The organism is Clostridium beijerinckii (assembly GCF_036699995.1).
In the GTDB taxonomy this organism is placed as follows: domain Bacteria; phylum Bacillota; class Clostridia; order Clostridiales; family Clostridiaceae; genus Clostridium; species Clostridium helianthi.
The window spans coordinates 5071204-5085381 of the sequence record NZ_CP144906.1 but is presented as its reverse complement, the minus strand read 5'-3'; the positions used below and the strand labels follow the sequence as shown (position 1 = coordinate 5085381).

At 27.7% G+C, this 14178-nt stretch carries 12 protein-coding genes; all 12 read left to right on the top strand.

Translation table 11 applies throughout. The features are described from left to right. The first annotated feature begins 35 nt into the window (after positions 1-35). Positions 36-1709, top strand: coding sequence for a glycoside hydrolase family 13 protein (locus tag PZA12_RS22955; protein ID WP_103698827.1), 1674 nt, complete (start codon positions 36-38; stop codon positions 1707-1709). A 405-nt stretch (positions 1710-2114) separates the two neighbouring features. After that, positions 2115-2777 (top strand): sugar transferase, encoded by a 663-nt coding sequence (locus tag PZA12_RS22950; protein WP_077867924.1) that lies wholly within the window; start codon positions 2115-2117, stop codon positions 2775-2777. 157 nt (positions 2778-2934) lie between these two features. Continuing rightward, the gene (locus PZA12_RS22945) at positions 2935-4284 is read left to right on the top strand and encodes a UDP-glucose dehydrogenase family protein (protein ID WP_103698826.1); all 1350 of its coding nucleotides are present in this window, start codon (positions 2935-2937) and stop codon (positions 4282-4284) included. 116 nt (positions 4285-4400) lie between these two features. Further along, the gene (pssD, locus tag PZA12_RS22940) at positions 4401-4850 is read left to right on the top strand and encodes a PssD/Cps14F family polysaccharide biosynthesis glycosyltransferase (RefSeq protein ID WP_023974317.1); all 450 of its coding nucleotides are present in this window, start codon (positions 4401-4403) and stop codon (positions 4848-4850) included. Continuing rightward, entirely contained in the window at positions 4847-5335 is a 489-nt protein-coding gene (gene pssE, locus PZA12_RS22935) for a PssE/Cps14G family polysaccharide biosynthesis glycosyltransferase (protein WP_103698825.1), read from the top strand. Before pssD ends, pssE begins: the two co-directional genes overlap by 4 nt. A gap of 30 nt (positions 5336-5365) precedes the next feature. Continuing rightward, positions 5366-6454: a glycosyltransferase gene (locus tag PZA12_RS22930; protein ID WP_017212084.1), complete on the top strand. Its 1089-nt coding sequence runs from the start codon at positions 5366-5368 to the stop codon at positions 6452-6454. A gap of 225 nt (positions 6455-6679) precedes the next feature. After that, positions 6680-7237: an acyltransferase gene (locus PZA12_RS22925; protein WP_242836921.1), complete on the top strand. Its 558-nt coding sequence runs from the start codon at positions 6680-6682 to the stop codon at positions 7235-7237. Positions 7238-7765: 528 nt separating this feature from the next. Next, a complete protein-coding gene (locus tag PZA12_RS22920; RefSeq protein WP_242836922.1) occupies positions 7766-8767 on the top strand; it encodes a hypothetical protein in 1002 nt (333 codons plus the stop codon). A gap of 134 nt (positions 8768-8901) precedes the next feature. Beyond that, positions 8902-10062, top strand: coding sequence for a glycosyltransferase family 1 protein (locus PZA12_RS22915; protein WP_017212087.1), 1161 nt, complete (start codon positions 8902-8904; stop codon positions 10060-10062). A gap of 41 nt (positions 10063-10103) precedes the next feature. After that, entirely contained in the window at positions 10104-11072 is a 969-nt protein-coding gene (locus PZA12_RS22910) for a glycosyltransferase family 2 protein (protein ID WP_017212088.1), read from the top strand. Positions 11073-11303: 231 nt separating this feature from the next. Further along, positions 11304-12482 (top strand): glycosyltransferase family 4 protein, encoded by a 1179-nt coding sequence (locus PZA12_RS22905; protein ID WP_017212089.1) that lies wholly within the window; start codon positions 11304-11306, stop codon positions 12480-12482. 37 nt (positions 12483-12519) lie between these two features. After that, entirely contained in the window at positions 12520-13950 is a 1431-nt protein-coding gene (locus tag PZA12_RS22900; RefSeq protein WP_103698824.1) for a lipopolysaccharide biosynthesis protein, read from the top strand. Positions 13951-14178: the final 228 nt, after the last annotated feature.

Below are 14178 nucleotides of genomic sequence, written 5' to 3'. Positions count from 1 at the left end.
TTAATTAAAATAATTAATTATTTGGGAGGAAATTTATGAATTGGCAAAAGGAGTTAGTAGCTTATCAAATATATCCAAGAAGCTTTAAAGATTCTAATGGAGATGGAATAGGGGATTTACAAGGAATAATTGAAAAATTAGATTATTTAAAAGATTTAGGTATTGATTTAATTTGGATAAGTCCAATATACAAGTCTCCTAATGACGATAATGGATATGATATTAGTGATTATAGAGAAATTCTTAAGGAATTTGGTACCATGGAGGATTTTGATAATTTATTAAAGGAAGTTCATAAAAGAGGAATGCGTTTAATTATGGATTTGGTTATAAACCATACTTCAGATGAACATCCATGGTTTATAGAAGCAAGGAGTTCAAAAGATAATACAAAGAGAGATTGGTATATTTGGCGAAAGGGTAAAAAATCTACATATAATGAAGAGAATTTAGAACCAAATAACTGGGCAAGTATATTTGGAGGTTCAGCCTGGGAATATGATTCTGATGGTGATGAGTATTATTTACATTTATTTAGTAAGAAAATGCCAGATCTTAATTGGGAAAATGAAGATTTAAGAAATGCACTTTATGAAATGATTAATTGGTGGCTGGATAAGGGGATAGATGGATTTCGCGTAGATGCAATTAGTCATATTAAAAAGTGTGATTACAGTGATATGCCAAATCCAGATAATTTGAAGTATGTTCCATCTTTTGATAAGCATATGAAGCAGCCGGGTATAGAAGTTCTCTTGCAGGATTTAAAAGAACATACTTTTGATAAATACGATATATTTACTATAGCAGAAGCAAGCGGTGTAACAGTAAATGATTTGGAAGAGTGGTCTGGAAATGAAAAAGGGAAGTTTTCTATGATATTTCAATTTGAACATATGCATTTATGGAATATGGATAATGCTGAAAAATCTTTATTAGTGGATTTTAAAAAGACGTTATCTAGATGGCAGGACGCTGTTTATAAAGATGGTTGGATTGCTTTATTTCTTGAAAACCATGATTTAACAAGATGTGTATCAAAGCTTGGAAATGATAAAGGATATTGGAAAGAAAGTGCCAAAGCGTTAGCTTTAATGTATTTCATGCAAATGGGAACCCCATTTATTTATCAAGGACAAGAAATTGGAATGACAAATGCAGATTATGATAATATTGATGATTTTGATGATATTTCAACAGTGCATAGTTACGAAGAGAGAGTAGAAAATGGGGTATCAGAAGAAGAAGCACTTGCAATTGTGAAAGCGACTACGAGAGATAATTCAAGAACACCAATGCAGTGGAATAGTACATATAATGGTGGTTTTACTACAGGAACTTCATGGATAAAAGTAAATAAGAATTATAAAGAAATTAATGTAGAAGATCAGCTAAAAGATACTGATTCTATATTGAATTTTTACAAAAAAATGATAAAAATCAGAAAAGAAAATAAGGCTTTAGTATATGGCAGGTATGATATAATATTAGAAGAGAATGATAAAATATATGCTTATACAAGAACTTCAAATAATCAAAAATATATAATAATTACTAATATATCAGAAGAAAATGTAAAGTTTTATTATGAGGAAGAAAAATTGAAATATGAAGAATTACTTCTTTCAAATTATGAAGTTGATAAACATGAGGATATGACAAAATTTATATTAAGACCATATGAAGCACGATTATATAGATTGTATTAATAAAGAAATATTCATGCAAATTCAAATTATTATAGATAGAATTTTGGTTAATTTTACGTAAATTCAGAGCTTGTATGGAATTTATTTTGAGTTTTGGGGGAATGCGTAAGTTCTTAAATTATATGACTGCCATAAAAAAGAAAATAAATTAAATACTTGTCATAAAACGCTATATTAGCAAATAACCTTTTTATTGCTTAATATAGCGTTTATTGTGCGTTGAAACTTACTATAGGTTCGTTGTAATATATTTAATACAGAGAATAGAGAAAAGCAATAAATTGTCGGTTTAGGTCTAATTACATAAAGCAGTAATTATTAAATGTTGTTATTTACCATAGTGAACACATATTAAAAAAGTTAAAATATTTAGCTAATAATTAATTATGATAGGATGGTGATAAAATGCAACAAGTAGAAATTAGTAAGAGAGAATTTGTGTTTCAAGAGAAAGTAGAAAATAGAGGTAAATATTATTTTTTTAAGAGAATTACAGATATACTTTGTTCGTCATTTGGGTTATTAGTTTTAAGTCCAATATTCTTGATTGTTGGAGTTTTAATTAAGCTTGAATCAAAAGGATCTGTAATTTTTTCGCAAGAAAGAATTGGTAAAGACGGTAATGTATTTAAAATGTATAAATTTAGATCTATGGTTGCTAATGCCGAAGAGCTAAAAGATAAGCTGTGTCATAAAAATGAGATGAGCGGACCTATGTTTAAGATGAAGGATGATCCAAGAGTAACTAAAATAGGTAAATTTATAAGAAAGACAAGCATAGATGAACTTCCACAATTGTTTAATGTTCTAAAAGGTGATATGAGTTTAGTCGGACCTAGACCATCTCTTCCAAAAGAAGTAGAAAAATTTGATAATTGGATGATGACAAGGCTTGAAGTAAAACCTGGTTTAACATGTTACTGGCAGGTATCAGGAAGAAATGATATTGATTTTGAAGATTGGATGAAACTAGATATTAAGTATGTAAGGGAAAGAAATACTTTAGTTGATATTAAGTTAATATTTAAAACATTTTTTGTGCTGTTTGGAGACAAGCATGCAAGTTAAGTGACTTTAGGCATATGGACGTGTTATTTTTTGATTATACATTAATAGGGCGCATTAGAGGAAATAATAAATTTAAATCTATTGTCTCTAAAGCTATGGGTAATATGGGAGCAAATAAATTTAATCAATTAGAATTACGGAATATATGGAGGTAAGTATGAAAATAGTAGTAGCAGGAACAGGATACGTAGGTTTAGTTACTGGAGCATGTCTTTCGGAAATTGGACATAATGTAACTTGCGTTGATATAGATAAAAGTAAAGTTGAAATGATGAAACAAGGAATTTCACCAATATATGAACCAGGATTAGATGAACTTTTAAAAAGAAATCACGATGAAGGTAGATTAGATTTTACAATAGATTATAAAAATGCTTATAAAGATGCTGATTTGATATTCATAGGGGTTGGAACTCCGGAAAGAGAAGATGGATCAGCAAATTTAGATTATGTGTTTAATGTATGTAGACAAATTGCTGAAAATGCTGAAAGAGATTGTTTAGTAGTGGTTAAATCAACAGTACCAATAGGAACTAATGATAGAATTGAAGAGTTTTTAAAGGAAAATGTTAAAAATAATATTCAAATAGAAGTAGCGTCAAACCCAGAATTTTTAGCGCAAGGAACCGCAGTTGTCGATACTTTATATGCAAAGAGAATTGTAATAGGAGTTGAATCTAAAAAAGCGGAAGAACTTTTAAAAGAGGTTTATGAGGGCTACAATCAACCAATTGTTGTTACGAATAGAAGAAGTGCAGAAATGGTTAAATATGCATCAAACGACTTTTTAGCACTTAAGATATCATTTATGAATGAAATAGCAAACTTCTGCGAAATGGTTGGAGCAGATGTTGAAGATGTAGCTAAAGGAATGAGTTTTGATCCAAGAATCGGTGATAAATTCTTAAATGCTGGAATCGGATATGGCGGATCATGCTTCCCTAAGGATACAAAGGCACTTCATTGGCTTGCAAATGACAATGGATATGAATTAAAAACAATAAAAGCAACAATAGAAGTAAATGAAAATCAAAAATATAAATTATTTAGACAAGCTAAGAATAAATTTGGAAGTTTAAGAGGATTAAAAGTGGCTGTGCTTGGATTAACATTTAAACCTGGAACAGATGATTTAAGAGAAGCTCCATCTATACCAAATGTAAGAAGATTATTAGATGAAGGTGCTGAAATAATTGCATATGATCCAGTTGGAGTTGAGAATTTCAAAAAGATATACACTGATGTTAAGTACGTAAGTACTCCAGAAGAAGCTTTAAAGGATGCAGATATGACATTCATATTTACAGAGTGGAATGAAATTAAATCCTTAGATCTAAGTGTATATGAAAAGCTTATGTATACTCCAATTATATTTGACGGTAGAAATTGTTATAAAGTTAAAGAGGCTAAAGAAAGACAAATAGATTATTATTCAATTGGAAGAAAATCTGTATTGAATTTAGAAGAAAAAGCTTTAAGTAAAGTAAAAACAGCAATGGTAATATAGCAAGGGTAATTAAATGAAACTTTTCAGATGGACATGGTGACTCCATCTGAACTCATAGATTAAAGAATGCTAACCATGGCATGGTAAATTTTTAAATGGTTAAGGAGGAGAATATTATGAAGGTATGTTTTATAACATCAAGTGGTGGTCACTTAACTCATTTAATCCAATTAAAAGAGTGGTGGAAAGATAAGGAGAGATTTTGGGTAACCTTTGAAAAGGAAGATTCTAAATCAATACTTAAAGATGAAAAAAAATATTGGTGCTATTTTCCCACCAATAGAAATATAAAAAATTTAATCAAAAATACATTTCTATCAATAAAAATATTACTTAAAGAAAAACCAGATTTAATTGTCAGCACTGGTGCAGCGCCTGCAATTCCATTTTTCTATATTGGGAAATTATTTGGTGCAAAAGTTGTTTATATTGAAGTGTATGATAGGATAGAAAAACCAACTATAACGGGGAAGGTAGTTTATCCTATAAGCGATTTATTTATATTACAATGGGAAGAACAAAAGAAGTTTTACCCAAGAGGACAAGTATTGGAGGGATTATTTTGATATTTGTAACAGTAGGAACACATGAACAAGGTATGGAAAGATTATTTATCCAATTGGATAAATTAATTGAAAGTGGAGATATTAAAGAAGAAGTATTTGCTCAAGTTGGGTACTGTAATTATGAGCCTAAAAATTATGAATACAAGAAAATGATTGGATATGATGAAATGGATGAATATGTGAGAAAAAGTGATATAATCATAACTCACGGAGGACCAGGAAGTATATTTCATCCTCTCCAATATAATAAGGTTCCAATTGTAGTGCCAAGAGATCCAGAGTTTGATGAACATGTTGATGATCATCAAATACTTTTTACCAAAAGATTAGATAAAAATTCAAAGATCATTGGAGTATATGATATAGAAGATTTATGTAGCGTAATAAGTAATTATAAAGAATTATCGGCAAAATGTAATACATATAGTTCTAATAAAAATGACTTCATTAGAAAGTTTGATAATGTAATCGGCCAGATAATGTAGACCAGCATTCATAAATAAAGGAGATTATTGATGAATATATTATATCTTAACAGAGGTATGGGTCTTGGAGGAGTTGAGAAATGTATTATTCAACTATGTAAATTATTCAATAGTAGTAATAAAGTTATAGTTGCAAGTATGGGTGGTGAATTAACTAAGGATTTAGAAAAGATGGGAGTTAAACACTACAATATTTTAAATACAGATTCCAAGAATCCTGATGTTATATTAAATAACTTAATAGCTATATATAAGATAGTGAAAAAAGAAAATATAGATATAATTCATAGTCATCATAGAATGACAACATTATTAGCTAAATTAATATCGAAAATTACTAAAGTTAAAGTAATACATACTCAACATTTATGTATAGAAGATAAGTTTAAGTTAACGAATGTATCTTTAAAAGGTATTAAAACAATAACTGTAAGTGAAGCAGCTAAAAGAATTTTAATTGAAAAGGCTGGTTTAGAAGAAAGGAATATAAAAACTATATATAACACTGTAGAAACTGAGCATGATAGTAAAGAAGTTGATGATAAGCTTTTAGAGCTAAAGAAAAAAGGATACTTTATAGCAGCTCAAGTAAGTAGAATAGTAGATTATAAAGGAGTTTATGATTTTATTTCTATAGCAAAAAGTACTGCATTAGAAAATGAAAAAATAAAGTTTGTATTAATAGGCGATGGACCAGAATTAAGCAATATTAAAGAACTTATAAGGAAAGAGAAATTAGAAGATTATATTTATCCGCTGGGAGCTAAGGATAACATTATAGAATACCTAAAATATATAGATGTATTATTACTATGTTCCTATATAGAAGGTTTACCTCTAACTCCGCTAGAAGCATTTTCACAAGGAATTCCAGTTGTAGCTACCAATATAGATGGAACAAATGAAGAAATAGAAAATGGATATAATGGATATTTAGTAGAGGCTAAAGATATTGAAGGCTTTAAAGAAAAAATAGTTGAATTATATGAAGATGAAGAAAAATATTCTTATATGAAGGGGAATTGCTTTGAAATTTTCAATAATAAATTCAATAAAGAGATATATTTTAAATTGCATCTTAAAAAATATAAAGAAATTTTAAGCAATGAAAGAAAATAATGAGTCCAAAATGTCATGATTATTTTTCATTATGTGAGGAAGCAGATTGGGATCATAGCGAGTCTATTAGTAAAATCTGCTGGTAAGAAGAGAACCAAAATCTATGATTTGGTGTGAATCGCTTACTCATGGAGCGTAACAAGTCGAGTTCCCTCTATAATGGAAAACAGGATTGGTAGATGGATTTGTTATTTTTTTGATTATAATTTAAGTTAGGTGAGATAAATGATGATTGGAAAAGGCATTAAGTATTTAAGATCATTAATGAGAATTATTGTATTAAAAATAAGATATAGTAATAGAATTGAGTTTAAAATTAAGAATTTAAAATCACTTTATATAGGTAAAGGTGTAAAAATAAGAATAAGTAAAGGAAATGTATTATCTCTTGGCAATAATGTTTATATCGAAGATTATTGCAGCTTCGAATGTATAAATGGAAGTATTTATGTTGGAGAGAATACATTTTTTAATACTAATAATAAAGTAGTATCTTTAGAAAAAATAAGTATCGGATCAGATTGTTTATTTGGACCTAATATAGGGATTTTTGATCATGATCATCGCTATGATATTAGCGATAAGCCAATAATATCTCAAGGCTATAATACTAAAGAAATAAATATAGGTAATAATATTTGGATTGGGTGTAATTCTACTATTACACGTGGAGTAAATATATGCGACAAAGTTGTTGTTGCTGCAAATTCAGTTGTAACTAAAAACATTGTTAATAAAGGGATTTACGGTGGGGTTCCCGCTAAACTTATTAAAGAACTGTAATGACAGTCAAATTCTTCTCTATTAGATGATATATATCGTCTCTTTAATCTGTTATTTTCTTTATATTTATCCAAAGATGAATATATAATTTCAACTTTGGGGTAATCTATATATAGAACTTTAAATTCAGTCATATAAAAAAATAACAAGTCCAAAATGCTATGATTATTTTCATTAGGCAAGGAAGCAGATTGGTCTCATAGCGGGCTATTAGGTAATCTGCTAACATAGCATAATGGGAAATGGGCTTAGCAGATGGATTTGTTATTTTTTTGATTATGCCTAAGAAGGGAGTAACAGATGCTTTTCGTTTTGAATGTATTATTTGATATTTTTATCTTTCAAAATTGTCTAATTGCGTATATTCCACAATTGGGGTATATTGATGAGCTATTCACATTTATGCTGATAATTCTATCAGTTTTTTATATATTTAATGGAAAAAATAAAATAAGCATGTATTCTAGTGAAGTTAAATCTATAATTTTATTTTTTTGTTTGCTACTTGTAGGAGTAGCAGGAAACGTAATGCATAAAATTCAACCAGAGAAGATTGCCATATATAAAGATATTTTAGCTATAAGTAAATTTGTAGTTTGTTACACATTTACGCTAATTGTATCAAATGATATAGATAAAGATTTATTGTTAGAAAAGGTAGCAAAAAGATCAAGAATTTATGTAAATGTAATATTTACTTTTTTGATTTTAAACATAATTCATGATATAGGAATGTCATCAGATATAAGATATGGAATAAGAAGTTATAAATTTCTATATCAGCATCCAACATATTTGGTTTCAGCTATTGTAATATTTTTATGTGTAATATTAAGTGATAATAGAAAAAAGTTTGATAATTTTATTATTTTTGAATCAATAGCTATATTGTTTTTTACATTAAGAAATAAAGCATTTGTATTCATATTAGGATATTTCTTTATGAAATTAGTTATGAAATATGCTAAATCTATAAAAATAAGATATATATTGATACTTGCTGTCATAGGAATCTTCTCGACATATAACAAAATAATGGAATATGCATCATATTATCTTACAGCTGCTCGGCCAGCGCTATTTATAGTAGGTTATAAACTAGCTTGTAAATATATACCTTTTGGAAGTGGTTTTGGAACCTTTGCATCAGAAATATCCGGAGATTATTATTCACCTATATATTATGAATATGGAATAAATTTAGTTAGTGGATTAGAGGAAACCGCTCATTCGTATATTGGTGATACTTTTTGGCCTTATGTATATGGTCAATTTGGCTTTTTGGGTTTAATTATATTTTTATGGATTATATTGAATATATTTAAATCAATACAGAAAAGATATCAGTATAACAGAGAAATTCAATCAGCGGCATTTTTGCTGCTATTATATATTTTAATAGCATCTACTGCAGAAGCTATATTTACGGATGTAACAGGCTGCTTTACTTTTGCTGTGATTGCTACGTATCTAGGAAACAACATTATAGACAGTGATTCGCAAGAATGTACTACTGCTAGTATAGAATAAGATAAAAATTAATTATCTATTTATAAGTTAAGAGTGATTTTATGAGAAGAATTTACTCATGAATCTTAGAAAACGAAATTTCATATATGTGAATGAGGATTATAGTGCCTGATATCAGATGAAGGAAGGTTGTTATGGAAAATAAAACGTTAAGAGTTCTCCAAGTTGTGGATTCATTAGGAGCTGGAGGAATTCAAGCCTTTATATTAAATATAAATAGAAATATGCATTTAGATAAAATTAAATTTGATTATGTAGTATATAAGAATAAAGAAGAAACTGAATTCTATGATGAAAGTGTTGAGAAAATGGGTGGAGAAATAATATGTCTAGAAAAAAATACTGGGATTAAAAGGCTGAAATCTTTTATGGATTTATATAGATTGCAAAAAGATAAAAAATATTCAGTAGTACATATACACGGGGATCGTGCAAAAAGCTTTTTTGAAGCAGTTGTTTTTAAGATATGTAAAACACCTACAATTATTATGCATTCACATAATGATAGAATAAGCAGAGATAAGAGGTTTTATCATTTACATTTAGGAATACAGAACATTATAAGAAGTCTTTGGAAATATGTAGTTGATTATGAATTTGCATGCTCAACTAATGCGGCACAATGGATGTTTTCCAAGGAAGATGTAAGAGATGAAAAAGCCAAGGTTATAAATAATGGTATTGATGAAAAAAAGTTTATTTATAATAAAAATGTAAGAGAAGAATATAGAAGAAAATTAAAGTTGGAAGACAAATTTGTATTAACTCATGTGGGACGCTTTAGCTATCAAAAAAACCATGATTTCTTAATAGATATTTTTAATTCTGTGAATAAGCAATATAGTAATTCAGTGCTATTGCTAATTGGAGAGGGAGAATTAAAAGAAAAGATTCAGGATAAGGTTAGATCACTGAATTTAGAGGATAAAGTAATATTTTATGGACTTTGTAATGAAATTCATAACATTCTACAAGCGTCTGATATATTTGTTTTCCCATCTCATTATGAGGGGCTTCCAGTGGTTGGAATAGAAGTTCAAGCCGCAGCTTTGATGGCTGTAGCTTCTGATGCTATAAGCAATGAAATAAAAATAACTCATTATTGGAAATCTCTTTCTTTAGATAGTCCACCAGAGGAATGGGCAAAGATAATTCTGAAATATAAAGATGGATATAGTAGAAAGGATACCTCTGAAGATATTATAAAATCAGGTTTTAGTGCTATGGCAATATCAAGAAACTTGGAAAACTTATATATGAATGTTGATAATAATCAAAAAAGTGGTAATAAATAATTTAGTATAGAATATCTTAGCGGTTCAAGGAGAACAAATATATGATAAGTGTTATTATTCCAGTTTATAATGTTGAAGAGTATATTAAAGAATGTTTAGATAGTCTTTTAATGCAGACGTATAAAGATTTGCAAATATTGATTGTTGATGATGGATCAACGGATAAAACTATGGATATAGTTAAAGATTATGAAGATAAATTTGAAGATTTCACTATATTGTATCAAAAAAATCAAGGTGTATCTGTTGCTAGAAACACAGCATTTGATTGTATAAAAGGTGAATATACTATATATATTGATCCAGATGATTTTTTAGAATCAGATATGCTTGAGAATATGTACAATAGAGCAGAAAAAGTTAATGTGGATATAGTAATAAGTGAATATTACGTATATTATGATGAAAAAGATAGCAGAAACTATATTGAGAAATATAGAGTAGATCCAAGAAAAATATATAACAATTATGAGGTTATGAATCTTATGCTGAATTATGAATTGCAAGGTCAATTATGGAATAAGTTTTTTAGAACTGAATTATTGAAACAGATTAAGTTTAAGTTTGAACCTCATAGATATATTCAGGATGCATTTCCAGTTTTTAAAGCAATACATTCTAGCAAGGGAATAGCTTTCATAGATAAACCATTGTATTACTATAGACAAAGAGCAACATCAACAGTTCATAAGAAAAATGCTAAGCTCGCAGAAGATTACTATTTTGCTATGAGTAGTATTATAAATTATATAGAAGATAAAAATATAAAAGTAGATAAGAAAAGCTTAAACATTTTTAGAGTCAAAGTTCTATCTCATTTTATAGCTCACTACACTAATGCACATGAGGGGAATAATCTAAAAAGTTTTAAGAAAAGTAAGTATGATGAATTAAGTGTGAAAAATAAAGATTTTTTATTTTTAAAGGAAATATCTAAAGACGATAAATTAAAGTTATTTTTATGGAATTGTGGTTTATACCCAGTTCTGAAGAAAATAAAAAATAGATGATAGATGATAGATTTAAGGTAGAGTGGCTTTGTTAAGAAAATATTAGTATGTACTCAAGCACAATAAAAAAAATAATAGACTAGTATGTTTGCTTATTTCGCAGTATACTTCGTCAGCAAATTTAGTTAATAGGCATTGTTATGAAATGAATTTACTTCCTTGTCTGAAACGAAATATTCAGCGCATCTTTGGTTCATTATTTTCTTTCATGTGCCTTTATAAGGAGAAACTATGAAAATATGTTTTATAACTACCACAATTTTTAATTTGGGAGGAGTTCAAAGAGTAGTATCTGTTTTAGCTAGTGAATTAAGTAAAAATAATAAAGTAGATGTAATTTGTACAGATAGAACTTTTAAAGTTAATAGAGAAATGTATAATTTGAATTCTAATGTAAGTATAAAGTTTAATTCGGGGCTGTTACATAAGAAGTTTACTAACAAAGTTATCTGTAAGATTTCTAGAGAGGTGAATTCTATAACTGGAATTTTAAACAATTCTGTTATGAGTGATTTATTGCTTTATGGATATTGTCCTAATGAAGTTCAAGATAGGTTTATAAATTATCTAAATACAAGAAATTATGATGTTATCATAGGTATAGAAGGTTATTATAGTATAGTTCTTGGAAAAATAAGTGATAAGTTAAATGGTAAGACTATAGGATGGATGCATAATTCTTATGATGCGTATTTAAATAATAAGGGCAAATATTATTGGAAGCAAGACGAGTTGTTTAAAAGATATATACCAAAATTAAATTGTAATGTAGTTTTAACTTATGATGACAAGATTAAATATAAAGAAAAGTTAGGAATAGATTGCAAGGTGATTTATAACCCTTTAAGTTTTGAATGTAATAAAAAATCTTCGTGCGATAAGAAAAGTATAATTTTTGTTGGAAGATTGCTAGAGCAGCAAAAGGGATTAGATCTTCTTATTAAAATTTTTAATATAATTCACAAAAAGAAAAGTGATTGGATTTTAAAAATAGTTGGAGAAGGTCCTGATAGAGAAAGTCTGATAAATCATATTGAAAAGTATAATCTAAAAAATAATGTAATATTGCTTGGTCAATGTGATAATGTTAAAGATCATTATTTGGAATCTTCAATTTTTGTTTCAACTTCAAGATGGGAAGGCTTTGGATTAGCTATCACAGAAGCAATGGAATGCGGATTGCCAGTAGTGGCTTTTGATAATTCTGGTCCTAAAGAAATAATAAGCAAGCCTAACATAAATGGAGTTTTAGTTGGGGATTATAATATTAACAAATTCGCTGATGAGATTATATCGTTAATAGAAAATGATGAGAAAAGAACAAGTATGTCATTAGAATCTGTAAAAAGAGCTAAAGATTTTAAGATAGATAATATTATTAAACAGTGGATTCAAATTATAGAAAAATAATAGATGCATGATGTAAGTATTTATAACCGGAGGAATAATGAGAGAGTATTCAAATTTAAAAAGTGGAATAATGATTACGTTCATATCTAAATATAGTAATATATTTGCACAGTTAATTATAAATTCAGTGTTAGCTAGGTTATTGATGCCAGCAGATTTTGGCATAATTGCAGTAATAACTGTATTTATATCATTTTTCAATATGCTTGGTGATATGGGGATAGGACCTGCTATAATACAAAATAAGTCTTTAGATGAAAAAGAAGTTTCAGATATATTTAAGTTTTCAGTAATTGGATCTATAGTTATAGCAATTGGATTTTACTTTTTTTCTTATTTTATAGCTTATTTTTATAATGATAAGATATATATAAGACTAGGAGGATTATTATCTTTTTCTGTGTTATTTTCTATATGTAATATAGTACCAAATGCTATATTATATAAAGCTCAAAAATTTAAACAAGTAGGAATAATAAATATAATTGTAAATGTAATAGTTGGTATTTTTACAATATCTCTTGCCTTTAAAGGATTCTCTTATTATTCATTGGTTTTCGATTCAATATTAAAAAGTTTATTTATTTTTATATTATGTTTTAGAATATGTAAATTGAAAATAAATAGAGGTTATTCATATAGTTCAATAAAAAAGATACAAAATTATTCAAGCTTTCAATTCTTATTTAATTTTATAAATTATTTCACCAGGAATCTAGATAACATATTAATTGGTAAGTTCTTAGGTGCATCAACTTTAGGGTATTATGATAAATCCTATAAACTTATGCTTTATCCAGTACAAAATTTAACAAATGTAATAACACCCGTATTACATCCAGTATTATCTGAATATCAAAATCAAAAGGACGTAATTTATGAAACATATATAAAAGTTATAAAAGTTCTTGCTTATTTAGGAATTTTTATAACCGTATATTGCTTCTTTTCTGCAAATGAAATAATACGCATAATGTATGGTCCTAATTGGGACGCATCAATACCAATATTTAAAATATTATCAATAACAATTGTGATACAAATGGTATTATCAAGTATTGGATCAATATTTCAAGCTACTGGGTATGTTAATAAATTATTTTCTACAGGAGTAGTATCAGCAATATTCACTGTAAGTGCAATAGTTACAGGGATAATGAATAGAAGTTTAATTATATTATCGTTAGGATTAGTTATAGCATTTATATTAAACTTTATCCAATGTTTCTATGTACTTATAACGCATGTATTTGAAAAAAGCTTTATTTCATTTTTATTACAATTAAAAAACATTCTTATTATCGGTGTATTAATGGTTGGAGGATATATATTAATAAGCAAAATAGTAATAAACAATATGTTAGTAAGTGCAATATTTAAATTTATTATTGGAACTATAACTTACGCTATAGGATTATACATAACAAAAGAATATAGACTATTGAAAAAGATAATTTTGAGAAAATAGAATTTAAATTATTGTTTATCCATAGATAACTCAATTAAGAATTAGACCTATTACATGAACATATTTACAAAGTTGCTAAAACTTTAAGTTTGTATCTTCACTAGAAATTATAAATATATTTGTGGAGAAAACATTTGAAAATGAGCTGTTAAAGGTTCTTAGCTGTAGGTTGTTCCATTTTAGCTTGTCAAACTGAAAGTTGGAGCATGCTAAAGTGGATACAACCTG